This window comes from Mycobacterium sp. Root265, from assembly GCF_001428895.1.
GTDB lineage: Bacteria > Actinomycetota > Actinomycetes > Mycobacteriales > Mycobacteriaceae > Mycobacterium.
On sequence record NZ_LMJA01000006.1, the window covers coordinates 21,450 to 47,800 of the forward strand.

General features: G+C 67.4%; 19 protein-coding genes. 7 read left to right on the forward strand and 12 right to left on the reverse strand.

Going from position 1 to position 26,351, the window contains the following annotated elements:
* Positions 1 to 70: 70 nt before the first annotated feature.
* Positions 71 to 2,038 carry a cellulase family glycosylhydrolase gene (locus ASE48_RS08275; protein WP_162264202.1) on the reverse strand — a complete coding sequence of 656 codons (1,968 nt, stop codon included), beginning with the start codon at positions 2,036 to 2,038 and terminating at the stop codon, positions 71 to 73.
* Between the two features lie 531 nt (positions 2,039 to 2,569).
* Here ASE48_RS08275 and ASE48_RS08280 point away from each other — a divergent pair.
* Positions 2,570 to 3,841, forward strand: coding sequence for an adenylate/guanylate cyclase domain-containing protein (locus tag ASE48_RS08280; protein ID WP_057166690.1), 1,272 nt, complete (start codon positions 2,570 to 2,572; stop codon positions 3,839 to 3,841).
* On the opposite strand, the gene ASE48_RS08285 is transcribed toward ASE48_RS08280, so the two are convergent.
* The 7 genes from ASE48_RS08285 to ASE48_RS08315 form a co-directional block, all read right to left on the reverse strand.
* Entirely contained in the window at positions 3,816 to 4,319 is a 504-nt protein-coding gene (locus tag ASE48_RS08285) for a Dps family protein (protein WP_057166592.1), read from the reverse strand. The genes ASE48_RS08280 and ASE48_RS08285 overlap by 26 nt on opposite strands.
* A gap of 39 nt (positions 4,320 to 4,358) precedes the next feature.
* Positions 4,359 to 6,254, reverse strand: a complete 1,896-nt coding sequence (locus ASE48_RS08290) for a DUF2339 domain-containing protein (protein WP_057166593.1) — start codon at positions 6,252 to 6,254, stop codon at positions 4,359 to 4,361.
* A gap of 81 nt (positions 6,255 to 6,335) precedes the next feature.
* Positions 6,336 to 6,998, reverse strand: coding sequence for a response regulator (locus tag ASE48_RS08295; protein ID WP_057166594.1), 663 nt, complete (start codon positions 6,996 to 6,998; stop codon positions 6,336 to 6,338).
* Entirely contained in the window at positions 6,995 to 8,128 is a 1,134-nt protein-coding gene (gene macS / locus ASE48_RS08300; protein ID WP_235570942.1) for a MacS family sensor histidine kinase, read from the reverse strand. The genes ASE48_RS08295 and macS overlap by 4 nt, the downstream gene beginning before the upstream one ends.
* Before the next feature lie 3 nt (positions 8,129 to 8,131).
* On the reverse strand, positions 8,132 to 8,884 hold the full coding sequence (locus ASE48_RS08305) for an amino acid ABC transporter ATP-binding protein (RefSeq protein WP_057166595.1): 753 nt from the start codon (positions 8,882 to 8,884) through the stop codon (positions 8,132 to 8,134).
* A 26-nt stretch (positions 8,885 to 8,910) separates the two neighbouring features.
* Positions 8,911 to 9,837: an amino acid ABC transporter permease gene (locus ASE48_RS08310; protein ID WP_057166596.1), complete on the reverse strand. Its 927-nt coding sequence runs from the start codon at positions 9,835 to 9,837 to the stop codon at positions 8,911 to 8,913.
* A 15-nt stretch (positions 9,838 to 9,852) separates the two neighbouring features.
* On the reverse strand, positions 9,853 to 10,767 hold the full coding sequence (locus ASE48_RS08315; RefSeq protein ID WP_057166597.1) for an ABC transporter substrate-binding protein: 915 nt from the start codon (positions 10,765 to 10,767) through the stop codon (positions 9,853 to 9,855).
* Between the two features lie 321 nt (positions 10,768 to 11,088).
* On the opposite strand from ASE48_RS08315, the gene ASE48_RS08320 reads away from it, so the two are divergent.
* From ASE48_RS08320 to ASE48_RS08345, 6 genes are all read left to right on the forward strand, one after another.
* The gene (locus ASE48_RS08320; protein WP_162264203.1) at positions 11,089 to 11,718 is read left to right on the forward strand and encodes an HdeD family acid-resistance protein; all 630 of its coding nucleotides are present in this window, start codon (positions 11,089 to 11,091) and stop codon (positions 11,716 to 11,718) included.
* Positions 11,719 to 11,819: 101 nt separating this feature from the next.
* Positions 11,820 to 13,268, forward strand: coding sequence for a cytochrome ubiquinol oxidase subunit I (locus ASE48_RS08325; RefSeq protein ID WP_057166599.1), 1,449 nt, complete (start codon positions 11,820 to 11,822; stop codon positions 13,266 to 13,268).
* Positions 13,269 to 13,278: 10 nt separating this feature from the next.
* Positions 13,279 to 14,328 carry a cytochrome d ubiquinol oxidase subunit II gene (cydB, locus tag ASE48_RS08330; RefSeq protein WP_057166600.1) on the forward strand — a complete coding sequence of 350 codons (1,050 nt, stop codon included), beginning with the start codon at positions 13,279 to 13,281 and terminating at the stop codon, positions 14,326 to 14,328.
* A gap of 20 nt (positions 14,329 to 14,348) precedes the next feature.
* Positions 14,349 to 15,950, forward strand: coding sequence for a thiol reductant ABC exporter subunit CydD (gene cydD / locus ASE48_RS08335; RefSeq protein ID WP_057166692.1), 1,602 nt, complete (start codon positions 14,349 to 14,351; stop codon positions 15,948 to 15,950).
* The gene (locus tag ASE48_RS08340) at positions 15,937 to 17,433 is read left to right on the forward strand and encodes an ATP-binding cassette domain-containing protein (protein ID WP_057166693.1); all 1,497 of its coding nucleotides are present in this window, start codon (positions 15,937 to 15,939) and stop codon (positions 17,431 to 17,433) included. The genes cydD and ASE48_RS08340 overlap by 14 nt, the downstream gene beginning before the upstream one ends.
* Before the next feature lie 9 nt (positions 17,434 to 17,442).
* The gene (locus tag ASE48_RS08345; protein WP_057166601.1) at positions 17,443 to 17,883 is read left to right on the forward strand and encodes a DUF4190 domain-containing protein; all 441 of its coding nucleotides are present in this window, start codon (positions 17,443 to 17,445) and stop codon (positions 17,881 to 17,883) included.
* On the opposite strand, the gene ASE48_RS08350 is transcribed toward ASE48_RS08345, so the two are convergent.
* The 4 genes from ASE48_RS08350 to gltB are packed head-to-tail and all read right to left on the reverse strand — an operon-like array spanning position 17,862 to position 26,260.
* A complete protein-coding gene (locus ASE48_RS08350; RefSeq protein WP_057166602.1) occupies positions 17,862 to 18,743 on the reverse strand; it encodes an acyl-CoA thioesterase II in 882 nt (293 codons plus the stop codon). The two genes, ASE48_RS08345 and ASE48_RS08350, sit on opposite strands and share 22 nt — an antisense overlap.
* Before the next feature lie 31 nt (positions 18,744 to 18,774).
* Complete coding sequence (gene pyk / locus ASE48_RS08355; protein ID WP_057166603.1) at positions 18,775 to 20,193, reverse strand: pyruvate kinase; 1,419 nt, start codon at positions 20,191 to 20,193, stop codon at positions 18,775 to 18,777.
* Between the two features lie 27 nt (positions 20,194 to 20,220).
* Positions 20,221 to 21,723 (reverse strand): glutamate synthase subunit beta, encoded by a 1,503-nt coding sequence (locus ASE48_RS08360; RefSeq protein WP_057166604.1) that lies wholly within the window; start codon positions 21,721 to 21,723, stop codon positions 20,221 to 20,223.
* Positions 21,716 to 26,260: a glutamate synthase large subunit gene (gltB, locus tag ASE48_RS08365; RefSeq protein ID WP_057166605.1), complete on the reverse strand. Its 4,545-nt coding sequence runs from the start codon at positions 26,258 to 26,260 to the stop codon at positions 21,716 to 21,718. The genes ASE48_RS08360 and gltB overlap by 8 nt, the downstream gene beginning before the upstream one ends.
* Between the last annotated feature and the right edge of the window lie 91 nt (positions 26,261 to 26,351).

Genomic DNA, 26,351 nt, shown 5'->3' on the forward strand with positions numbered 1-26,351 from the left:
CAGACGCGGATCTGCCGCTGTGGGAATGTCCGAGTTCCCACAGCGGCAGTTCCTCGCCCCCTCGCGAGTCTCAGTTGTCGCCACCCGAGGCCGACGTGGCCCCCGAGCTCTGACCTGCAGGCGACGCCGAACCCTGCCCGCTTTCGCGGTTCGCCCGCACCGCATTTCGCGGTCCCCGCGGGGCACGCAGCTCGTGGCGTGCCTTCAGGTTGGGCGCCACCGTCTGCCGCACTTCGTGCTCGCCACTCTCGTCAGAATCCGTGGCCGCGAGGTCGTGCTTGCCGGTGAGCGACGTGGTGGCGTTCTTCTCTGGTGCCGCCGTGTCGGCTGCCTCGGACTCGTCGATGACCTTGTCGTTCACGGTCTCGGTGGACTCGGTGGTCTCCTCGGCCGGCTCGGTCGCGGTCTCTTCGGTCTCGGTCGCCTCGTCATCCGGGACTTCCTCGGTGACCTCCTCGTTGACAGGTGCCTCCACGGTCTCCTCTTCTGTGACCGGCAGCTCCGCGACGGGCAGTTCCTCGGTGACCACTGCCTCGGCGGGAGACTCCCCAACCTGCTGCACAGACTTCGCTTCCTGCACGGAATGCTCTGCACCGGAAACGGTTTCGATACCCTGACCGGAGTCGACCTCGACTGCTTCCAGCCCGTCAGCACCCGCGGCCGGGTCCTCCTGCAGCCCGTCCACGCCGGCACTGGCGGTCCTCGCGCTCAGCGCGGTGGTCTTCGCCGACGAAGGGTTCATTCCGAACAGTCCACCGAGCAGGTTGGAGAAGATTGCTCCAATGGCAGTGAACAGATTGGGAAAGACGTTGAACATTCCGGATATGGCCTGCGAGATCGCTTGCAGGAAGGCCGCCAACGGGTTCGCAGGGGGCGCTTCCGCCCCCGGTCCCTGACCGGGCCCCGTACCGGGATTGGTGGGCGGCTTGGTCAAGAAGGCGATCAGCTCCTTGATGACCTCCCCGACCGGCTTCATGGTGCCGTCCGGACGGAAGATGCCGAGGTTGGCTTCATCGTTGTCCGCGGGTGGATTGAGCCAGTCCTTGATGGTGTATAGGAAGATCGGCCCGGCCCCCTGCATGGTCTGCCAGAACTCGATCAGGTCTCGGACGAAGGCGGCCTGGGTGGCATCGGACACTTTGTTCGTCGGCAGACCATACTCGGTGATCCAGATCTTGATTTGCTCCTGCCCCTCTTCGAGGAAGGAGTCCATGAGTTCGCGGATCTGATTCAGCTGGAAGAGCGGCATGCCCTCTTTCCAGGGCAGGTTTTCCCCGACCGAGAACTTCCATTCGAAGTTGTAGGGGTGGAAGGACAGCGCGTCGAAGAAACCGTGTGCGCCCGCTTCGTACATTTTACGGACGAAATCGACGGGGTTCATGGTGAGTCCCGGCCACGTCTTGCCTGCGCCAACGACACCACCGATCACCGTGATGTCCGTGCCGAGTTGCGCGGCAGCTTGCTTCAGCGCGGTGTAGGTCTTCTTCAGCATGTTGGCGTAGGCGACCGGGTCCAAGGTGTTCCAGAACTGGATCGAGTTGGGCTCGTTCCACACCTCGTAGGCCGAGATCTTGTCGCCGTAGCGGAGCGCCACGGACTTCGCGAAGGCCGCAAACCGGTCGAAATCATTGGGTTGACCATTGATGGGGGTGCTGCCCGTCGCCCACATGGGGGTCGAGTTGAGCACCCCGAGGATGCCCATCCCGCGGGCGGCGGCGGCGTTGACCACCATGTCGAGCTGGTCCCACCGGGGGGCGCCGAGGCCGAACGGGGTGTCCGGGTGCAGCGGCTGCACGCCGGCCCACGGCACCATGATCCGGACATTCGTCACGCCGAGTGACTGCATGAGGTCCAACCTGGCGTTTATCTCCGCCAGAGACGTCGACAGGTACAGCTCCGAGTCGGCGATGCCAATGGTGGACGGGGACTCGTCGATCTGCGCGACCTGCATCACGTTGTAGGACCGTTGTTTGGTCAGTGGCAAGACATGCTGAGTTGCCGTGGCCGCGAAAAGTGCCGCAGCTATCAAAGCGATCATTCCTCTGACGGCAACGTGCCGGATGGGTTTCCGCATCTGGTCCCACATGGTGACTCCCCTTCTGACATGCGACGTTCGGACATTGACCTCGCACTCCGCATGAAATTAACCCATGTGACAGCAAATTGCGAACCTTACTCGAAAGTACAGTTCGGACCCATTTTGTTACGCACCATTAGCCATTTCTAGCAAACTCGTGTCAGGGACTGTTGCATTCGGATTGAGACGGTTCAATGCGGAACTGGCAAAGAAAACCCGGAACAAGATCGAGATCGGGCCGAGACCGCCTTGTGACATGAGTCACAGCAGTTTGCTGGCGAGAGCACGGATTTCGCTGTGTCGGTTCAAGATCACGACACGCCGAGACTTCGGTTAGCGAATATTGACGTAAACGTTAGCTAATATGCGGGCCTGTCCACCGAACGGTGGACATGACGCATCCGTCAATTTTTGGACAAGCACTGCCCGTCGCGCGCGCAGATCCGCCAAATCGGGCCCTTCGTCGCGGGGGTCCGGGAGTACGCTCCGTTGGTGGCTGTCACGGGGCCCCGCGGGTGCCTTCCCGACCTTCCGGAAGGCCGTCGGGACTACTCGGATGCGGCCAGCAGGCGACGGGCGACGCTGACCATCAGCACCCGGATTGCGGCGGGAATCGTGGCTATCTACGGCATCGCCGAGCTGATCCTGATACCGGAAGTACCGCATATCGGGGTGATAAATCTCGTCAGCGCAGCGGTTTTCATGGCCACTCCGCTGCTCTACAGATTCGGCCCACTGGTTGCCGCGACGGCATTCGTCATCGCCGCGTACACCTTCACCGTCTATGTCTGCAGCCAGCTCGGCACCGACAGCGGTCTGCAGTTCTACTTCTTCGTGGGCGCGGCGCTGATCATCCTGGTGATAGGCAGCGACCACATGGTCATCGCATCGGTATTGGCCGCATCCGGAGCGATCCTGGCGGTGGCGCTGGAATGGCTCGTCCCGCGCAACACCGGGGTGTATTCGGAGTCGGCGATGCGGATCAGCTTCGGCATCACGGTGGTCGCAGCAAGCCTGATGATGATCATCGTGGTGGGGTCGGCGATGCGCCGGATCGACCACGCGGAAAGTGCGCTGAAGCTGGAATTCGCCAAGTCCGAGGCGCTGCTGGCCAACATCCTCCCCGACAGCATTGCCACCCGGCTGAAGGATCGGGATGACTCGATCATCGCCGACGGGTACGCGGACGCCTCGATCCTGTTCGCCGACATCGCCGGCTACACCAAGCGCGCCAGCGATACCGACCCCGCCGACCTGGTGTTCTTCCTCAATCAGCTCTACACCGACTTCGACAGGCTGGTCGACCGGCACGGCCTGGAGAAGATCAAGACCAGCGGCGACTCCTACATGGTGGTCAGCGGGGTACCTCATCCCCGCGTGGACCACCTGGAGTCCTTGGCCTGCCTGGCACTCGACATGGCCCACGCCGTCGCCGGACTGCGCGATCAACAGGGCCGCGAGGTGCCGCTGCGGATCGGCATCGCCGCCGGACCCGTCGTGGCCGGCGTGGTCGGCTCACGCAAGTTCTTCTACGACGTCTGGGGTGATGCGGTCAATGTGGCCTCCCGGATGGAGAGCACGGACGTGGAGGGGCGCATTCAGGTGCCCCAGAACGTCTATGACCGCATCAACAGCAGTTATCTGTTCGAGGAGCGCGGCGAGGTCGAGGTGAAGGGCAAGGGACCCATGCACACCTGGTACCTCGTCGGCCGCAAGCCTGCCGAGCTCGCCGCGGGCATCACACCTTGTAGTTCTCCGAACTGATCAGCCAGGCCAGCTTCTCCAGCCCGTCGATCAGCTGGTGCAGGATGTCGGCGGTGGTGGGATCTTCGGCGTCCACCGCGTCGTGCACCCCGCGCAGCGTGTCGACGGCCGCGTAGACACGGGTGGAGATCAGCTCCACCACATCGGCGGTGCTGTGCTCGTACGGCGGGAACTGGGGCAGCGTGGTGCCGGCCGCCACGATGTCGGTGCGGCCGTCGGCCGTGGCGTGCAGGGCACGCATCCGTTCGGCGATGGTGTCGCTGGCCTCGCGGGCGAAGTCGACCAGTTCGTCGAGCTGCAGGTGCAGATCACGGAAGTTGGTGCCGACGACGTTCCAATGCGCCTGCTTGCCTTGCAGGTGTAGTTCGATCATGTCGACGAGGACCTGCTGCAGACTCGCCCGCAGTTCCGCCGAGGCGTGAAAGCCCTGGATATCGGTATCGGTGCGACGCTTTCCGGTGGTGATTGAGGTAGTCATGACTATTCCAACCAGAGCTTTTCTGGAATCATTCCAGAATTATGGCTCTTTTCGCTGCTGATCCTGCTGGGTGAGCAGGCGGGCGTATCCCGCACCCATGCCCAGCAGCACCAGCCCGACGACGATGAACACCGCGACCCGGAAGATGCCGTCCAGGGTGCCGAGGTCGAAGAGGAAGAGCTTGGCCACCGCCGCGGTCACCAACGCCATACCGCCGCCGATGGGCAGGGATCGGTCTGCCCGGTCGATCCTGGCGGCGTATCCGAACAGCCCGGCCGCCAACACGATCCAGCAGATCGTCGCGGTCATGTGCCCGGCCAGGAACCCACCGCCGGTGCCACCGATCAGCACTCCCGCGGTCACCGTGAAGACGGTCACCGCGTAGGCGATCACCACGGCGGCAACAGCCATCAGCACGCGCCCGGTATCGGCATCGCGACCGCGGCTCAGCGACCAGGTCTGCGCCAGTGCGTACACGGTCAGCAGCAGACTGGACACCAGCACCGAGACCGCTTCGGTGGTGGCCATCACCGAAGCGTCGGTCAGGGTCTCGGGCCCGGCCAGCGCCAGGAAGTAGATGCTGCCGATGGCGCCGAAGCCCAGCGCTGCGCACTGCGCCGCCACACTGTGCCGACCGGCGACGGCCACCACCACCGCCAGTGCCAGCAGCACCGGTCCGGCCACTTCACCGTCGAAGGCGACGGCGACGGCCACCAGGACGGCGACTGCGGCCAGCGCCGCCCACACCTGGCGCACAGCCGGTGTCATGCCGGGCCAGTTCTCGCCGAGCAGCACCACCGCCAGCAGTGCCGCCGCGACGGCCACGATGATGAGCGCGGCCGGCACCCGGTCGACCGCCGCCGAGACCCCGAGCACGGGTACCGCGCCGGCCGCGGCGAGCAACGCCAGACCGGTCCGATGTGTGCTGTGCGGCAGCAGGATCAGCGCCGAACCGACGGCCAGCAGCGCCGCGATGGCGGCGGCGCCGGCCAACCACGGCTGCTGGCTGGTGCCGAAGCTGGCGCCGACGAGCGCGAGCAGCACCCATCCACTGCCCGCGGCGGTGCGCGCGGCGTACATCCAGGTCCAGTCCTTGCCCAACTGAACCGGCAGCGTCGCCGCCGAGAGTGCCAGCATGAAACCGATGAGCAGCAGCGTGATGTCGCCGACGACCACCGGTGCCAGCACCGCCAGCGGTATCAGCACCAAAAGGCCGAGATGTTCGGAATCCCATCGGCGGGCCAGAGTCAGACCGCCGCCGGCGATGATTGCCGAGATCACCAGTCCGGCCACCGCGGGCAGCCATTGATAGATGGTGGTGACGGCGATGACGTCGATATAGGCGCCTCCGATGCCGGTGGCCGCCAACGCGATTGCGCCGACCCGCCCGCCGGGACGGGCATACAGCCAGAGTGCGCCCGCGACGAGGCCACCGGCGAGCACGGCCCCGGCGGCCACCCGGACGGGCGGGGCCAACAGACCGGCCTGAGCGGCGAGCACCACCAGCAGCACGACACCGATCAGTGTCACCGCCACACCGGCCGCGGCCAGCGCCTTACCGATCCAGTTCTGCGAGGGCTGCTTCGGGGCCTCGGCATCCGGGGTAGCCCCGGGGACCGGCGTACCGGCCGCCGACGGCTGGGGCGCCGGGGCATGCTGCGGGTACTGGGGATACTGCGGGTATTGAGCGTGCGCATACGGGCTCTGCGGGTACTGGGACTGCGGATATTGGGCCTGCGGATATTGGGCGTAGTACTGCTGGTACTGCGCATAGGTCCACGGCACCGGCTGCGCCGGGGGCTGGGCGGCTGCGGGTGCGGACGCACCGAGCGTCCCGGCCAGCTGAGTCAGTTCGGCCGAGGCGCGGGTCAGCTGCTGCGACATCGTCACGAAGTCGGCGGACAGCCGCGCGAGCACCTGCTGGGGTTCGGTCATGCCTGACATCGTCGCCCATGAGAGGCGCGGAACAGATGAGTAGGACTACTCGGCTGTGCTGTGTCCTCTATACACGGAGCGCTACTGGTCGAGGCCGTGCTCGATCGCATAGCGGGTGGCCTCCACCCGGTTGGCGACCTGGAGCTTGCGAAAGGTGGCCTGCACGTGGTTTTCCACGGTGCGATGACTCAGCGACAGTCGCTCGGCGATCTGCTTGGCCGTCAGGCCCTTTGCCACGTGGCGCAGGATCTCGGTCTCCCGTTCGGTCAGACTCGGCAACGGAACGCCGGCCTGGACCGTGTCGGGCTGCTGGGCGATGCGCCGGTACTCCCCCAGCACCAGCCCGGCCAGCCCCGGGGTGAAAACCGCCCGGCCGGCCGCGGTCGCCCGAACCGCTTCGGCCAGTTCGGTTTTCGATGCACTCTTGACCAGATACCCCGTCGCCCCCGCCTTCACCGCCTCCAGCACGTCGGCACGCTCATCCGAGGCCGACAGCACCAGGATCCGCGAGGACGGTGACACCGTCAGCACCTCGACGGTGGCCTGCGCGCCGGTGCCGTCGGGCAACTGCATGTCCATGACCACCACGCCCGGTTGCACCACCTCGGCCCGCCGGCGCGCCGAGGCGACACCGTCCGCCGTTGCCACCACGTCGAAGCCCGCCTCGGCGAGATCGCGGGCCACCGCATCGCGCCAGATGGGATGGTCGTCGACCACCATCACCGTCGTCACCGCGTCGCTCATCGCGGCACCGTGAACTCCCACTCGGTTCCCCCACCGGCCGGAGCGGTCAGTTCCGCGCGCCCGCCCAGCGCCGCCAGCCGCCCCTGAATAGATTTGCTCACACCCACCCGTCCCTCGCCGATTGCGGCCTCGAGTCTGCCCGCCGGTATCCCCGGCCCGTCGTCGCGGATGCTGACCACCACCTCGTCGCCGAGATCCTCCAGCAGCACATAGGCACGGGCCACGGGGCCGGCATGGCGCGCGACATTGGTCAGCGCGTTGATGGTCGCGGCCTCCACTTCGGCGGCCACCTGCGGATCGAGGTAGACCGCGGCCGCGGGCACGCTCACCGATACCCGATCGCTGGCGTGTCTGCGCAACAGCAGTCCGAGGTCACCGTCGGCTGCCGCCGCCGCTTCGGGTTCGATGTCCACAGCGCTGAGCAGACGACGCAGCGCACGCTCCTGCTCGCCAGCTGCTTCGGCCAATTGTGCTGTCTCACCGCCTATTTCGCGGCCACGCCGGGCGACCATCGCCAGCACCTGCATCACCCCGTCGTGGACATGGCGGGACAGCCGTTCGCGCTCGGCCAGCGCTGCGCTGAGCCGTGCTACCTTCTCCACCTCGGCGTGGGCGCGTCGTGCGGTGTTCGCGGCCATCCCGATCGCCAGTCCGACGCTGAGTTCGATGAGAATGGTCGGGCTGCGCACCAGATCCACCGCGATGGCGCCCTTGAGCGCGGCGGCAGTGGCCATCACCGCCAGGCCCATACCCATCCCGGCGACCGGGCCTGCCAGGATCGCCGCAGACACCACCGCATTCGTCGCCCACAGCGTGGTCGGCCACGACTGGTTGGCCAGCGTCCAGTGCTCCGAGGCGACGAGCACCGTGCTGGCCATCAGCCCGACCACCACCACGGCCTCGGCCAGCACCCAGGACCGGCGCCTGCCGAATCCGCGCAGGTAGGCGATCCCGCAGGCCACGCTCCACGCGGTCAGGACGCCGAAGAGCACCCAGCCGAGCGCGGAACGCTCGAACTCGGCGTTCTTGGACACCTGGAAGTAGAGCGCATAGGTCCAACTGAGCAGCCGGAACACCTGCGCGGCCCGCCACAGCGGGGCGGCCGGGTCGACCTGCTGGTGCGCGGGCACGGCCTACATGACCTTGGACAGAAAGGCCTTCGTCCGCTCGTGTTGCGGGTTGCGCATCAACTCGACGGGCTCACCGCGTTCGACGACCACGCCACCGTCCATGAACACCAGTTCGTCTGCGACCTCACGCGCGAAGCCCATCTCGTGGGTCACCACGATCATGGTCATGCCCTCGGAGGCAAGCTTCTTCATCACCGCCAGCACCTCGCCCACCAGTTCGGGATCCAGCGCGGACGTCGGCTCGTCGAACAGCATCAGCTTGGGGCTCATGGCCAGCGCCCGTGCGATCGCCACCCGCTGCTGCTGCCCGCCGGACAGCTGGGCGGGGTAGGCGGTCGCCTTGTCGGCCAGTCCGACCTGATCGAGCAGATCCATGCCTCGTTCGATCATCTGCTTCTTGTTGAGTCGCTTGACCTGGGTCGGCGCTTCGACGACGTTGCCCAGTGCGGTTCGGTGCGGGAACAGGTTGAAGTGCTGGAACACCATGCCGACGTCGCGTCGTTGTTTGGCGACCTCGCGCGGCTTCATCTCGTGCAGTTTGCCGCCGCGCTCGTGATACCCGACCAGTGCCCCGTCGACGTAGAGTCGGCCGGCACTGACGGTCTCCAGGTGGTTGATGCAGCGCAGGAATGTCGACTTGCCGGAACCCGACGGCCCGACGAGCACCAGCACCTGCCCCTTCTGTACTTCCAGGGTGATGCCCTTGAGCACCTTGAGTGCGCCGAAGTCTTTGCAGACCAGTTCGGCCTTCACCATGGGGTGAGCGGCCTGCTCCGGTGTCGTCACGGCAAGGTACCCATCTGCGCCTTGGCCAGCGCCTCGAGTTGCTTGGTGGTCAGCTTGCGCGACGCGCCCCGGGAGAAGTAGCGCTCCAGGTAGAACTGGCCGACCATCAGCACGCTGGTGATCACCAGGTACCAGGTTGCCGCCACCAGGAGCAGCGGTACCGGTTCGAAGATGCGGGCGGCGATCTCCCGGGTGGCGATGCCGTAGACGTCCAGTGCGTAGGGTACCGCGGTGACCAGCGACGTCGTCTTGAGCAGGCTGATCAGCTCGTTGCCGGTGGGCGGGATGATGACGCGCATCGCCTGCGGCAGCACGGTGCGGCGCATCGCCAGACCCCACGACATGCCCAGTGCGGTCGAGGCTTCCAGCTGTCCCTCCGGCACCGACATGATGCCGGCCCGCACGATCTCGGCCATGTAGGCCGCCTCGTTGAGCGCCAGACCGATGACGGCCAGCGCGAACGGGAACGACAGGCTCTGCAGGTCGAACTCGAAGAACGACGGGCCGAACGGCACGCCCAGCTGGATCTTCTGGTAGATCGTCGGCATCAGCCCCCAGAACACCAGCTGCACGTACACCGGGGTGCCGCGGAAGATCCACAGGAACACCCAGGCCACCGCGCTGAGCACCGGGTTCGCCGACAGCCGCATCACCGTGAGGATCACGCCCAGCACGACGCCGATCACCATCGCGTAGATGGTCAGCTGCAGGGTGTTGAACACGCCGAGCAGAATCCGCTCGTTGAACAGGTACTCGGCGAAGGTGGACCAGCCGTAGGCCGGATTGGTGGCGGCCCCGTAGAGGAAGAGGCCGACCACGACGATGATGACGGTCGCCGCCACCCACCTCCAGGGATGGCGCAGCGGTACCGCGTCGATGGCTTGCGCTGTGTCGGACGGTGGCGGCGAACCGGCATCACTCATAGGTGTCGCGTGCTCCTAGGAAACCGCGCCGTTGATCACCGGCTTGTCGATCATGCCCTCTTCCAGGCCCCAGTTCGCGGCGATCTCCTTGTACTTGCCGGACTCGATCAGGTGCTCGAGCGCCTGCAGCAGCGACTGCGCCAGCGGCGATTCCTTCTCCACCGGCCAGCCGTAGGGCGCGGAGTCGAAGGTCTCACCGGCCTGCTCGAGCTTGCCGTTGGTCTGCTTGATCGCGTACAGCGTCACCGGGGAGTCGGCCGACATCGCGTCGGCCTGCCCGAGCACGACGGCGTTGGTGGCCGCGTCCTGGCTGTCGAACGGAATGATCTCGATGGGCGGCTGCCCGGCGTCGGTGCACTTCGTGTTGCGCGCGGGAAGCTCTTCGGTTTCCTGCACCGTGGTCGCCTGCACCGCGACCTTCTTCCCGCAGGCGTTCTCCGGGTCGATGGCGTCGCCCGCCGGCTGCGCCCACAAGGTGCCTGCGGAGAAGTAGGTGACGAAGTCGACCTGCTGCTCGCGCTCCTTGCTGTCGGTGAACGACGACATGCCGACGTTGAAGGTTCCGCCCTGGATGGACGGAATGATCTTCGCGAAATCGGACTCACGGTATTCCGGGGTCAGCCCGAGTGTGCCGGCGACGGCGTTCATCAGGTCGACGTCGAACCCGACGATCTTGCCGGCCTCGTCCTTGAACTCGTTGGGCGCGTACGGGATGTTCACCCCGACGATCAGTTTGCCCGAAGCCTTGATCGCTTCCGGGACGGTGTTCGCGATCTCCTCCACCTTGTCGGCCGGCGCGGCCGCGGTCGGCGACTCTTCACCACCGCTCGGCTCCGAGCTCGAACAGCCCGACAGCGCCAGGGCGCCGGTCGCGGCGAAGACGGCCGCGATGCGCCAGAGCTTGTTCCGGTCCTGGATTCCACCAAACACGGTATCCCTCTACTTTCTTGTATGAGTTGTCACAGTCTCGTCTGTCGACATCTCCAGCCAAGGACGTTAACGACCGATGGCCCAGCGCGCAGCGCCGGTAACGGAACAGTAGTGGAGCCGTAACGTCGAAGCAGGAGAACGCGGCAGTCCTCATCAAATTGCAGCGACTCCGGCATACCCTTCGGGCCTGCGGAATCAGTACCACGGGCTTGGACATGGCTACTGTCGCGGGCGGTTTCGCGCCATGGGCGGGTTTGCCCGGCTACCCGCAGCGAGCGGGAATCCGGACCGCCCGGCCCCAGCCTGTGCGACACTCACCGCATGCAAACCGCTGCTCCCCCAACCTTGTTGCCGCAACTGTGGAAGTCGACCCTGATCTCGGGTGTGCTGGCAGTGGGACTCGGCGTCGCCGTCGTCGCGTGGCCGGGTATCTCCATCCTGGTGGCCGCCATCTTCTTCGGCGCCTACCTGCTCGTGACCGGCATTGCACAGGTGGTGTTCGCCTTCAGCCTGCACGTGTCGGCCGGCGGCCGGGTGTTGCTGTTCATCAGCGGTGCCGCATCGGTGATCCTTGCGGTGCTGTCGTTCCGGCACCTGTTCGACGCGGTACTGCTGCTGGCCATCTGGATCGGCATCGGCTTCATCTTCCGCGGCGTCGCGACGGCGGTGTCGGCGATCAGCGACCCGACGCTGCCGGGCCGCGGCTGGAACATCTTCGTCGGCGTGATCAGCCTGATCGCCGGCATCGTGGTGCTGGCCTCGCCCTTCGAGTCCATCGGCACACTGGCGCTGGTCACCGGGATCTGGCTGATCGTCATCGGTGTCATGGAGGTCATCACCGCCTTCGGTATCCGGTCCGCAGGCAAGAAACTCTCCCCGACCACACCCACCACACCGGCGGAGCCGCCCGCCGAGCCGCCGGCACCCGCGGTGGCGGCACCGACCAGCTGAGTAATCCGCGCCACGATTACTGGGCATGTGGACAGGGGGACTACTACACTCTGTCGTAGTCGAGCAATGGAGCTCGATCCGCAGCCGAGAAGTTGGTGCACATGGAAGCGCTCGACGTCGCACGGTGGCAGTTCGGAATCACCACCGTCTACCACTTCATCTTCGTGCCGCTCACGATCGGCCTGGCACCGCTCATCGCGGTGTTCCAGACGTTGTGGGTCATCACCGACAACACCGCCTGGTACCGGCTGACCCGGTTCTTCGGCAAGCTCTTCCTGATCAACTTCGCGCTCGGCGTGGCCACCGGCATCGTTCAGGAATTCCAGTTCGGGATGAACTGGAGCGAGTACTCACGATTCGTCGGTGACGTCTTCGGCGCACCGCTGGCCATGGAGGGCCTGGTCGCCTTCTTCTTCGAGTCGACCTTCCTGGGCCTGTGGATCTTCGGCTGGACCCGGCTCCCCAAGCTGGTCCATCTGGGGTGTATCTGGATCGTCGCGTTCGCCGTCAACGCCTCGGCGTTCTTCATCATCGCCGCGAACTCCTTCATGCAGCACCCGGTCGGTGCGCGGTACAACCCTGAGACCGGACGCGCGGAACTGACCAGCATCGTCGAACTGTTCACCAACAACACTGCGCTGGCGGCGTTCCCGCATGCGGTGGCCGGCGCATTCCTGGTGGCCGGGACCTTCGTCGCCGGCGTCTGTGCGTGGTGGATGGTGCGCGACCCGGACAACCCCGACGCCCGCACCATGCACCGGCCCGCCGCGATCCTGGGCTGTCTCGTCGCCTTCGTCGCCGCGGCCGGGCTGGCCTACACCGGCGACGTCCAGGGCAAGTTGATGTTCCAGCAGCAGCCGATGAAGATGGCCTCGGCCGAATCGTTGTGCCACACCGAGGTCGACCCCGACTTCTCCATCCTCACCGTCGGCACGCACAACAACTGCGACAGCGTGACCCACCTCATCGAGGTGCCCTACGTGCTGCCGTTCCTGGCCGAGGGCAAGTTCAATGGCGTCGAATTGCAGGGCGTACAGGACCTGCAGGCCGAATACGAGCAGAAGTTCGGCCCCGGCGACTACCGGCCCAACCTGTTCGTCACCTATTGGTCGTTCCGCGCCATGATCGGCTTCCTGGCGGTACCAATGCTTTTCGCGATGACCGCGCTGTGGCTCACCCGCGGCGGCCGGATACCCCGGCAGCGGTGGTTCGCATGGTTCGCACTCGCGACGCTGCCGACACCGTTCCTGGCCAACAGCGCCGGCTGGGTGTTCACCGAGATGGGCCGCCAGCCATGGGTGGTCGCGCCCAACCCGACCGGCGATCCGGTGCTGCGACTCACTGTCTCCCAGGGTGTGTCGCACCATTCCGCGGGCATGGTGCTGACCTCACTGATCATCTTCACTGCGATCTATGCCGTGCTGGCGGTGATCTGGTTCTGGCTGATCCGGCGCTATGTCGTCGAGGGCCCGCTGGAGCACGACACCGAACCCATCCCACCGACCCCGCCCGGCGAGGACGAGGTCGCACCACTCTCGTTCGCGTATTAGGAGGCGCACCATGAATCTTCAGATTTTCTGGTTCGTCACGCTGGCGGTGCTGTTCGTCGGCTTCCTGGTGCTGGAGGGTTTCGACTTCGGTGTCGGCATGCTGATGGCCGTCTTCGGCCGCAGCGCCGCAAAGGATTCCAGGGACCCGGAGAAGCACCGCCGCGCCGTACTCAACACCATCGGACCGGTCTGGGATGGCAACGAGGTTTGGCTGATCACCGCAGGCGGTGCCATGTTCGCGGCGTTCCCCGGCATGTACGCCACCATGTTCTCCGGCCTCTACCTACCGCTGCTGGCCATTCTGGTCGCGATGATCGTCCGGGTCTGCGCCATCGAATGGCGCGGCAAGGTCGACGATCCGACCTGGCGCCGCCGGGCCGATATCGCCATCGCGGTCGGGTCCTGGGTGCCCGCGGTGCTGTGGGGCGTCACCTTCGCCGCGCTGCTGCGCGGCCTGCCCGTGGACGCCGACCACCAGATCGCGCTGGGCTTCGGCGACGTGCTCAACCCATACACGATCCTGGGCGGGCTCTCGACGTGCGGGCTGTTCCTGCTGCACGGCTCGGTGTTCGTGACGCTGAAAACCGAAGGCGCAGTGCACACCGACGCCCGTCGCTACTCCCGCCGGCTGGCGCTGCCGGTGACCGCGGTACTGCTGGTCTTCGGGCTGTGGACACAACTGTCCTACGGCACCCACTGGACCTGGCTGGTGCTCGGTTTCGCGGTGGTGTGCCAGCTGAGCGTGATCATGCTGGTTTTCACCGACGGTGGTGACGGGCTGGCGTTCAGTTGCACCGCCGCCGTGGTGATCGCCGTGGTGGTGCTGATCTTCGGCAGCCTGTATCCCAACCTCATCCCGTCGTCGCTGGATCCGGCCTGGAGCCTGACCATCTACAACGCGTCATCCTCGGCGTACACGCTGAAGATCATGACCTGGGCGGCGGTCCTGGTCACCCCGCTGGTGCTCGTCTACCAGGGCTGGACCTACTGGGTGTTCCGGCAACGCATCTCGGCCGAACGGATACCGGACCCCGCGGGCCTGTCCCCGCGGATACCGTGACGCTCGGCAGCACCCCGGGACTGCGCCGCTACCTCGCCGCGGCGGTACTGTACGGCGCGGTGATCGCGGCCGCCACCGTGGCCGGGGCCTGTGTGCTGGCCCGGGTGGTCGCCGGGATCATCACCGACCCGGCAACCCGCACGCTCGGGCACTGGACCGCCGAGCTGACGATGCTGGCCGGCGTGTGGGCGGCACGGGTGGTCGCCCAACGCCTTCAGGCCGGACTGAGCCAGCGAGCGGCGACCGCGGTGATCGGCGAGCTGTCCGCGAACGTCCTGCGGACGGTGACCGCGCTGCCTCCGCAACGCTTGCAGGCGGTGCGCGACGAGGCCACCGTGGTGATCACCCGGGGACTGGACGGGCTGCGGCCCTACTTCACCGGCTACCTGCCCGCGGTCATCTCGGCCGGAATCCTGACCCCGGCAACGGTGGTGGTGCTCGCCGCGACAGATCTGCAGGCCGCTGCCGTGGTGGCGGTGGCGCTACCGCTCATCCCGTTGTTCATGGTGCTCATCGGACGGCTGACCGCCGACCGGTCCGCCGCGGCGCTCACCGCCATGACGACCCTGCAGTCGCGGTTGCTCGATCTCGTCGCCGGGATACCGACCCTGCGCGCGCTGGGACGGGCATCGGGTCCCGCCCACCGCATCTCGGAATTGAGTGCTGCACATCGCCGTTCGGCAATGGAGACACTGCGCATCGCCTTTCTGTCGGCGGCCGTGCTCGAGCTGATCGCCACCCTGGGCGTCGCGCTGGTCGCGGTGAACGTCGGCCTGCGACTGGTGTTCGGGGAGATGCCGCTCGTCGCGGCTCTGACGGCGCTGCTGCTGGCACCGGAGGTGTTCTGGCCGTTGCGCAGGGTCGGCGTGCAGTTCCACGCCGCCCAGGACGGCAAGGCCGCCGCCGACGCCGCGCTGGCACTGATCGACGACGAACCTCGGCGGCCCGCCGGAACCCGGGCGCCGGCCGACTCACGGATCGGGATCGAGCTCCAGGAGCTGTCGGTCGCCGGGCGGGATGGCCTGGCGCCCGACGGCCTCAGCGCCGCCATCGGGCCGGGCCGCGTCACCGTGCTCACCGGGCCCAACGGCAGCGGGAAGACCACGGCGTTGACAGCCATTCTCGGGTTGACCGCGCCCACCGCGGGCCGGGTCCTGATCGACGGTGTGGACATCGCCGACATCGACCTGGCGCAGTGGTGGAGCCGCATCTCCTGGCTGCCGCAGCGCCCCGCGCTGCTGCCCGGCACGGTACGCAGCAACCTGGAGCTGTTCGGCCCCCTGCCCGATATCGACGGTGCCTGCCGCGCCGCGGGATTCGACGAGGTGCTGGCCACCCTGCCCGCCGGCCTCGACGAGGTGATCGGGCGCGGCGGCACCGGGTTGTCGCTGGGGCAGCGTCAACGCCTCGGGCTGGCGCGGGCGCTGGGATCGACCGCGCCGGTGCTGCTGCTCGACGAGCCGACCGCCCACCTCGACGGCGAGGCGGAATCGCGCGTGCTGTCCGCGATCTCGGCCCGGGCCGCAGCCGGAACGACCGTGTTGGTGGTCGGCCACCGCGGACCGGTGCTGTCCGTCGGCGATGATGTCGTACAACTCGGTGGTGCCCATGTCCACCCGTGATGTGTGGCGCCTCCTTGAACCCCGGCTCCCCCGGCTGCTCCTCGCGGTGTTGTTCGGCACCCTGGCGCTCGGCAGCGCCCTGGCCCTGGCCACCGTCGCGGCCTGGCTGATCACCCGCGCCTGGCAGATGCCGCCGGTGCTCGACCTGACGGTGGCCGTCGTGGCGGTGCGGGCACTCGGCATATCCCGCGGGGTGTTCAGTTACTGCGAACGACTTGCCATTCACGACACCGCTTTACGCGCCGCGGGCAACACCCGGGTCGGCCTGTACCGCAGGCTGGTCGACGTGCCGCCGGAGACCGCGCTGCGGTTGCACAGCGGTGATCTGGTGGCCCGGGTCGGCGCCTCGGTCGATGACCTCGCCGATGTACTGGTGCGCGCCATCCTGCCGATCTGCGTGGCCGCGGTGCTCTCCGGCGCCGCGGTCATCATCATCGCGCTGATCTCGCCGGTGGCCGCGGCGGTCCTCGCGGCCTGCCTGCTGGTGGCCGGCGTGGCCGCGCCCTGGCTGTCGGGGCGCGCCGCCGTCGCCACCGAAGCACTTGCGGCCGAGCATCACAGCGCCCGCGATACCGCGACCCTGCTGGCGCTGGAACACGCGGCCGAACTGCGGGTGGCGGGCCGTCTCGATCGGGTGATCGCCGAATCTGTGCGCGAGCACCACGATCTGGGCCGAGCCCAGGACCGGGCAGCGGCACCCGCCGCAGCCGCGGGTGCGGTATCCACGGCCGCGGTGGGCATTTCGGTGCTCGGAGCCGTCATCGTCGGGATCATGATCGCCGGACACACCAGCCCGATGTCACTGGCCATCCTGATGCTGGTGCCGCTGTCGGCTTTCGAGGCCACCGCCGCGCTACCCGCCGCTGCCGCCCAGCTGGTGCGCTCCAGGATCGCCGCCCACCGGCTCACCGACCTCACGGCAACACCGGCGTCCACCCGGTCGCGACCCGAAACCGGCCGGGTCAGCCTGTCCCCCGGCGACAGGCTTGCCGTCCTGGGCCCGAGCGGATGCGGGAAGACCACCATGCTGATGTCCATCGCCGCCGGCTACCCCGAGACCCCGCTCACCGCAGCGTTCTTCGCCGAGGACGCCCACCTGTTCGACACCACCGTGCGGGACAACCTGCTGGTGGGCCGCGGAGACGCCACCGACGATCAGCTGACCGCGGCACTGCACGACGTCGGGCTGGGCGACTGGCTGGCCGGGCTGCCCGACGGTCTGTCGACCATGCTGGCAGGCGGGGCGGCCGCCGTCTCGGCCGGGCAACGTCGCCGTCTGCTGCTGGCCAGAGCGCTCATCTCCGACTTCCCCATCCTGCTGCTCGACGAGCCGACCGAGCATCTCGACGCCGCCGACAGTGATCGCCTGCTCACCGAGTTGCTCACCCCGGGCGGTCTGCTCGCCGCCGACCGGACCGTCGTCGTCGCCACCCATCATCTGCCCGCCGAACTGCATTGCCCGGCCATCCGGCTGGGCCGGTAGCCTCACGCTATGAGCTCCCCCGGGCCGTATCCCGCGCCGCACGCGCCCTACCCCGCGCACTATCCGCCGCCACCGATGCGGCCCCGCAACGAGCTGGGTACCTGGGCGCTGGTGCTGGCCATGCTGGCGCTGCTGTTCTCGTGGAGCATCATCGGTGGTGTCATCGGCGGGCTGATCGCCGTGGTGCTGGGATTCGCCGGGCGCGGCAGGGCTGCGCGCGGTGAGGCAGATAACGGTCCGATCGCGAACGCCGGGATCGGTTTGGGCGCACTGGCCGTCATCGTGGGCGTCGCATTCGTCCCGATCTGGATCGGATTCTTCACCGAGGCCGGCATGGGCGACTACGTCAGATGCATGGAGCAGGCGGGCACCGACCGCACCGCGCACACGCAGTGCGAGAACACTTTCCGCGAGCGGGTCGAGCGGGACTACGGCTTCTCCCCCGGCTGACGGGCCGGGAAGTACTTGACGATCCCTTCCTGCATCACCGTCGCCAGCGCCTCACCGCGCTCATTGAAGAAATGTCCGCCGCCCAGGCCGCGGGAAGCGGCGGCCACCGGCGACGACGTCGAGTACAGCACCCACTCGTCGAAGCGGATCGGCCGGTGAAACCACACCGAATGGTTCATGGTCACCGCGAAAATCCGGTCGAAACCCCAGGACAGGCCGTGCGTGGTGATGATCGAATCGAGCACCGTGGTGTCCGAGGAATAGACCAGGGCGCCCGCGTGCAGCACCGGATCGTCGGGCATCGGACCGTCGGCGGTCAGCCACACCCGGTTGTGATCGAGTTGACCGCCCTTGTCCCGCATCACCCAGGCCGGGTCATTGGTGTAGCGCCACTGGATGGGCCGCAGCGCACTGACGAAATGCGGCACCGTCTCCTCGTAGCCCACCAGCAATTCGTCGATGGTGGGCAGCGAGTGCGGGGCGGGGACCTGCGGGGCGGTGATGTTGTGCTCGAGCCCACGGCCGCCGGCCAGATGCGAGACCAGGGCGGTGCCCAGCAGCGCACCGTCCTGGGTGACGTCCACCCGGCGGTTGGCGAACCGACGTTCGTCGCGCAGCCGGACCACCTGGAATTCCAGGTCTTTCTCCGGATCGCCGCCGGCGATGAAATGCATCGACAGGGTGCTCGGCGGCAGGTTCTCGGGCACCGTGCGGCTCGCGGCGACGAAGGCCTGCGCCATCATCTGCCCGCCGAAGGTACGCACCGGGTTTCGGCTCGGATGCGTTCCGGTGAACGCATCCTCGCCGACCCGGGTGAGATCGAGAACCGTCAGCAGTTCCTGAAGATGCTCCGCTGACAAGGTTCTCTCCTGGGGTCCGCCCCGTTGCGGGCTAGTGGTCGTCCTCGCCGATCCGGTGCACGTGGATCAGGTTTGTCGAGCCTACTGTGCCAGGCGGCGCGCCCGCGACGATGACCACCAGGTCACCGCGCTTGTAGCGGCCCAGGTCCAGCAACGACTTGTCGACCTGCCGGATCATGCCGTCGGTGGTGTCGATGTGCGGCACGATGAAGGTCTCGGTGCCCCACGTCAGTGCCAGCTGGCTGCGCACCTCGGGCAACGCGGTGAACGCCAGCAGCGGCAGCGGGGTGTGCAGCCGGGCCAGCCGGCGCACGGTGTCGCCGGACTGGGTGAACGCGACCAGCGCCTTGGCCTCCAACCGCTCGCCGATATCGCGGGCGGCGTAGGAGATGACGCCGCGCTTGGTGCGCGGTACGTGGGTCAGCGGCGGCGCCTCGGTGGAGTTCGCCTCGACGGCGGTCAGGATGCGACCCATGGTCCGCACGGCCTCCAGCGCGAACTTGCCCACCGACGTCTCGCCGGACAGCATCACCGCGTCGGCGCCGTCGAGCACCGCGTTGGCCACATCGGAAGCCTCGGCACGGGTGGGCCGCGAGTTCTCGATCATCGATTCCAGCATCTGGGTGGCGACGATCACCGGCTTGGCGTTCTCGCGCGCCATCTGGATGGCGCGCTTCTGCACCAGGGGCACCTCTTCGAGCGGCAGCTCCACGCCCAGGTCACCGCGGGCCACCATGATGGCGTCGAAGGCCAGCACGATCGCCTCAAGATTCTCGATCGCCTCGGGCTTCTCCATCTTGGCGATCACCGGGACCCGGCGTCCCACCCGGTCCATGACCTCGTGGACCAGCTCGACATCGGCAGGCGAGCGCACGAACGAGAGAGCCACCAGGTCCACGCCGAGCCGCAGCGCGAACTCGAGATCTTCGATGTCCTTCTCCGACAGCGCGGGTGCCGAGACGTTCATCCCGGGCAGCGACATGCCCTTGTTGTTGCTGACCTTGCCGCCCTCGGTGACGGTGCACACAACATCCTCGCCGTCGATGTGTTCGACGACGAGCCCGACGTTGCCGTCGTCGACCAGGACCCGGTCCCCGGGCGTGGCATCCTGGGCCAGCCGCTTGTAGGTGGTGCTCACCCGGTCGTGGGTGCCCGCGACGTCCTCGACGGTGATCCGGACGGTCTCGCCGTTCTTCCACACCGTCGGGCCGTCGGCGAAGCGCCCCAGCCGGATTTTGGGTCCCTGCAGGTCAGCGAGGATGCCGACGGCACGACCAGTGGAATCGGAGGCCGCACGGACCCGCCGGTAGGACTCCTCGTGGTCGGCGTAGTCGCCGTGGCTGAAGTTCAGTCGTGCTACGTCCATCCCGGCCTCGACCAGGGCACGCACCGACTCGTCGGTGGAGGTTGCCGGTCCGAGGGTACAGACGATCTTTCCGCGTCTATTCACGACTCCGAAGCTTAGCGGTTAATCGATTCAGATGACGGCCAGAGGTAGGGCACCGGGCCGCACGGGGGCCGGCAGGTCCGAGTCACCCATGAGGTATGCATCCACCGCGTGGGCGGCGCTGCGCCCCTCGGCGATGGCCCAGACGATCAGCGATGCGCCGCGGTGTGCGTCGCCGCACACGAAGACGCCGGGCTCCTCGGTCTGCCAGTCCGATCCGCAGGACAGGGTGCCGCGGCCGTTCAGTCGCAGCCCGAGACCGTCCAGCAGCGCCATCTCCTCGACGCCCTCGAATCCGATGGCCAGCAGCGCCAGATCGCACGGCAGCTCGATGGGCTCGCCCACCGGGGTGATGACGCGACGGCCGTCGGCGTCGCGTTCGACCTTCACCTCGGCGATCTGCATCGCCCGCACATTGCCCTGGTCATCGCCGACGAACCGCTGCACGGCCACCTCGAAGCGCCGGGCGCCGCCCTCGGCGTGCGCCGGTGAGGTGCGCAGCAGCAGCGGCCAGGTGGGCCACGGGGAGCGTTCGTCGTCGCGGGCCTCCGGCGGCGCCGGGTTGTAGTCCAGCTGGGTCACCGAGATGGCGCCCTGCCGGTGCGCGGTGCCCAGGCAGTCCGCGCCGGTGTCGCCGCCGCCGATGATGACGACGTGCTTGCCGGCGGCGGTCAGCTCGGCCGGACCGTCACCCTCGCACTCCTTGTTGGCCGGCACCAGATGTTCCATCGCCAGGTGCACGCCGTTGAGTTCGCGGCCCTCGACCTGGTTGTCCCTGCCGCGCAGCGCACCGACGGCCAGCACGATGGCATCGTGCTGGGCTCGCAGCGCCTCGATCGACAGGTCGACGCCGACCTCGCATTCGGTGACGAACCGTGTTCCCTCGGCCCGCATCTGGGACAGCCGTTGGTTGAGCGTCGCCTTCTCCAGCTTGTACTCCGGGATGCCGTAGCGCATCAGCCCGCCGATGCGGTTGTCGCGTTCGTAGACGGTGACGTGATGTCCGGCCCGGGTGAGCTGCTGGGCGGCGGCCAGCCCGGCCGGACCCGAACCCACCACAGCCACACTGCGTCCCGAGGCGATGGCCGGCGGCTGCGGTTCCACCGAGCCCGTCATCCAGGCGTGGTCGACGATGGACTGCTCGATCCGTTTGATGGTGACGCTGCCGCCGGTGGTCTCCTCGGCGATGGACAGCACACAGGCCGCCTCGCACGGAGCCGGGCACAGCCTGCCGGTGAACTCCGGGAAGTTGTTGGTCGCGTGCAGCCGGTCGCTGGCCGCATCCCAGCGCCCGCGGCGCACCAGGTCGTTCCACTCCGGGATCAGGTTGCCCAGCGGGCAGCCCGCGGTTCCCGAGTGGCAGAACGGGATTCCGCAGTCCATGCAGCGCCGCGCCTGCTGGGAGACCTCGCCGGCACGTTCGTTCGGATCCTGGCTCTCGTAGACTTCGTGCCAGTCGCCCACCCGCTCGTCGACCGGCCGCTTGGCCGCGTCCAGTTTGCGGACCCTCAAGAATCCGTTCGGATCAGCCACGGCTGGCCTCCATGATCGCGGTGTCCACGTCTCGCCCTTCGGCTTTCGCCATCCGGGTGGCACGCAGCACCCGCTCGTAGTCGGTCGGCATGATCTTGGTGAACTGGGCGCTGCGGCGCGGCCAGTCCGCCAGCAGGGAGGTCGCAACGGTGCTACCGGTGGCCTGCGCGTGCTGCGCCACCACATCGTGCAGCCAGCTCAGGTCCTCGGGATCGAGGCGCTGCAGGTCCACCATCTCGGTGTTCACCTTGGCCGGATCGAGACCCAGCACGAACGCGATACCGCCCGACATCCCGGCCGCCATGTTGCGTCCGGTCTCGCCGAGCACCACCACCCGCCCGCCGGTCATGTACTCGCACGCGTGGTCGCCGCAACCCTCGACGACGGCGAGCGCACCGGAGTTGCGGGCGCAGAAGCGTTCCCCGACCCGTCCGCGCAGGAACACCTCACCGGAGGTGGCCCCGAACAACAGGGTGTTGCCCGCGATCACATTGTCCTCGGGTAGGAACAGCACGTCATCGGGTGGCCGGACGATCACCCGTCCACCCGAAAGGCCCTTGCCCACATAATCGTTGGCGTCACCGATCAGGTCGATGGTGACACCCGGCGGCAGGAAGGCGCCCAGCGACTGCCCCGCCGATCCGGTCAGCGTGACATGGATGGTGTCATCGGGAAGCCCGGCGGCCCCGTAGCGGCGGGTGACCTCCGAGCCCAGCAGCGTGCCCACCGTGCGGTTGACGTTGCGCACCGGCAGTTCCAGCCGGACCGGGTGCGCGTCCTCCAGTGCGCCTTCCGAGAGCGCCACCAGGGTCTGGTCGAGTGCCTGAGCCAGCCCGTGATCCTGATCGCGCAGCCGGCGGCGCTGAGTGAGCTTGGCGCCGTGGGCATCCGTCGGGACCGCGAAGATGGGAGACAGATCCAGCCCGTGGCTCTTCCAGTGCGCGACACCTTCGGCGGTGTCCAGCAACTCGACCCGGCCGATCGCCTCGTCGAGGCTGCGGAAACCGAGTTCGGCGAGCATCTGCCGAATGTCCTCGGCGATGAACTGGAAGAAGTTCTCCACGAACTCGGGCTTGCCGTTGAACCGCGCGCGCAGTTCCGGGTTCTGGGTGGCGACCCCGACCGGGCAGGTGTCGAGGTGACACACCCGCATCATGATGCAGCCCGCGACCACCAGCGGCGCGGTGGCGAACCCGTATTCCTCGGCGCCCAGCAGTGCGGCGACCATGACATCGCGGGCCGTGCGCATACCGCCGTCGCACTGCACGGTGATGCGGTCCCGTAGTCCGTTGAGCACCAGTGTCTGCTGGGTGTCGGCCAGGCCGATCTCCCAGGGGGCGCCGGCATGTTTGAGCGAGGTCAGCGGCGCCGCGCCGGTACCACCGTCATAGCCGGAGATCAGGACGACGTCGGCGTGCGCCTTGGAGACGCCCGCGGCGACCGTCCCGACGCCGACCGAGCTGACCAGCTTGACGTGGATACGCGCCTGGTCGTTGGCGTTCTTCAGATCGTGGATCAGCTGCGCCAGATCCTCGATCGAGTAGATGTCGTGGTGCGGCGGCGGCGAGATCAGACCCACGCCGGGCGTGGAATGCCGGGTCTTGGCGATGTTGGGATACACCTTGTAGCCCGGAAGCTGTCCGCCCTCACCGGGTTTGGCGCCCTGGGCCATCTTGATCTGGATGTCGGTGGCGTTCACCAGGTAGTCGCTGGTCACCCCGAACCGTCCGGATGCCACCTGTTTGACGGCGCTGCGCCGCTGGGGGTCGTACAACCGGTCGGCGTCCTCGCCGCCCTCACCGGAGTTGGACCGTCCGCCGAGGTTGTTCATGGCGACGGCCATCGTCTCGTGCGCCTCGGCGGAGATGGACCCGTAGCTCATCGCGCCGGTGTTGAACCGTGTCACGATCGCTTCCACCGATTCCACTTCGTCCAGCGGGACCGGTGGCCGCATGCCGGTCTTGAAACCGAACAGACCGCGCAATGCGCCGCCCTCGCGGGAGAGCCGGTTCACCTCCTCGGAGTACTGGGCGAAGATGTCCTGGCGTCCCGTCCGCGTCGCATGTTGTAGCAGGAACACCACTTCCGGGGTGAAGAGGTGCAACTCGCCATCCCGGCGGAACTGGTACTCACCGCCCACCGACAACCGCCGGTACGCCCGCTCGGTGGGGTTTTCCGGATAGGCCCGGCGGTGCCGGAACCTGACCTCTTTGGCCAGCACGTCCAATCCGACACCACCGAGTTGCATGGGTGTGCCGGTGAAGTACTCGTCGATGACGGCGCGGTCCAGCCCGATCGCCTCGAAGGCCTGGGCGCCGGTGTAGGAGGACACCGTGGAGATGCCCATCTTGCTCATCACCTTCATCACGCCCTTGCCGAGCGCGGTGAGATAGTTGCGCACCGCGGTGGCCGGTTCGATCCCGGTGAGCTCCCCCTCGCGGATCAGGTCCTCGATCGATTCGAAGGCCAGGTACGGGTTGACGGCTGCGGCACCGAAACCGATCAGCATCGCGATGTGATGCACCTCGCGGGCATCACCGCTTTCCACCACCAGCGCGACGCTGGTGCGTTCCTTGGTGTGCACCAGGTGGTGGTGTACCGCCGAGACCGCCAGCAGCGACGGGATCGGCGCCCTGGTGTGATCGGAATCGCGATCCGAGATCACCAGGGTACGAGCGCCTTTCGCAATCGCCTCGCACGCGCGGATGCGCAGCTCCTCCAGCGCTTCGGCCAGGCCTTCCCCGCCGCGTTCCACGTCGTAGAGGGCGCGCAGCACCGCGGTGCGCAGACCGGGCTGCTCGCCGTCATCATTGATGTGCACGATCTTGTTGAGATCGTCGTTGTCCAGCACGGGCCAGCCCAGCCGGATCTGGCGGCACGATGCGGCCGTCGGCTCCAGCAGGTTCTCCTCGGGACCCATCACCCGGCTCATCGAGGTGACCACGGCCTCGCGGATGGCGTCCAGCGGCGGGTTGGTGACCTGGGCGAACAGTTCGACGAAGTAGTCGTAGAGCAGCCGGGACCGTTGCGACATCACCGCGATCGGGGTGTCGGTGCCCATCGATCCCAGCGGCTCCGCCCCGGCGGCGGCCATCGGCGTCAGCAACACCCGCAGTTCTTCCTCGGTGTAGCCGAAGGACACCTGCCTGCGCACCACGGATTCGTGATTGGGTTGCACCCGAACGCGATCGGGCAGCGTCTTGAGATCGAGCAGTCCGGCATGCAGCCATTCGCCGTAGGCGTGCGCGCCGGCGAGTTCGTCCTTGATCTCGTCATCGGAGACGATGCGGCCCGCCGCCGTGTCGATCAGGAACATCTTGCCGGGCTCCAGGCGGCCCTTGGCCACCACCTCGGCGCTGGGCACGTCGAGTACGCCGCTCTCACTGGCCAGGATGATGCGGTTGTCGATGGTGCGCCACCAACGCCCGGGCCGTAACCCGTTGCGGTCCAGTACAGCTCCGACCACGGTGCCGTCGGTGAAGGTGACGCAGGCCGGGCCGTCCCACGGCTCCATCAGCGAGGCATGGAACTGCCAGAACGCGCGGCGCGCGGGATCCATGGTGGTGTTGTTCTCCCAGGCCTCCGGGATCATCATCAACACCGCGTGCGGCAGGCTGCGCCCGCCCAGGTGCAGCAGCTCCAGCACCTGATCGAATGATGCGGAGTCCGAACCGTCTTTCGGGCAGATCGGCGAGAGCCGGCTCAGGTCACCGGGAATCAAGGTGCTGCCCAGCTTGGCCTCGCGGGCATGCATCCGGTTGCGGTTGCCGCGGACGGTGTTGATCTCTCCGTTGTGGGCGACGAAGCGGAACGGGTGGGCCAGCGGCCAGGACGGGAAGGTGTTGGTGGAGAAGCGGCTGTGCACGATGGCGATGGCGCTCAGGCAGCGGTCATCCCGCAGATCCGGGAAGAACTGCGGCAGCTGCATGGTGGTGAGCATGCCCTTGTAGGCGATGGTCCGGCTGGACAGTGACGGGAAGTAGACCGCTTCCTGTTCGGCCCGCTTGCGCAGCGGATACACCCGGCGGTCCAACTCGATACCTCCGCAGCCGTCGGGGGCGGCGACGAAAAGCTGTGCCATATAAGGCATACAGCTCACCGCCGTCGCTCCGACCTCGGCGCCGTCGGGGTCGACCGGCAGCGCGCGCCAGCCGAGGACCAGCAGACCCTCCTCCGCGGCGATGTCCTCGACGCGGGCGTACGCGGCGGCCCGGGCGACCGGATCCTGCGGCAGGAAGCAGATCCCGGCGGCGAAGGTGTTGGCGCCCTCGGCGTTCGGCTGCGGCAGATCGAAATCGACCGCCGCGGCGAACAGCTCCACCGGCAGCTGGATCAGGATCCCGGCGCCGTCACCGCTGTTCGGCTCGGCCCCGGCGGCACCGCGATGCTCGAGGTGCTCCAGCGCGGTGAGTCCGTCCGAGACGATGCCGTGTGACCGTCGGCCCCCGATATCGGCGATCATCGCGACGCCGCAGGAATCGGACTCGTTGTCCGGGTCGTATAAACCTTGGGCCTTGGGAAGTGCCGAGAACAGCAAGCGAATCTACCTCCGCAGTCTCCGTCATGATGGGAGGGACTGCATCGGCCCGAAGTTGCAGTGTATCAGCGAGAACGTGCTACTTCTCGGC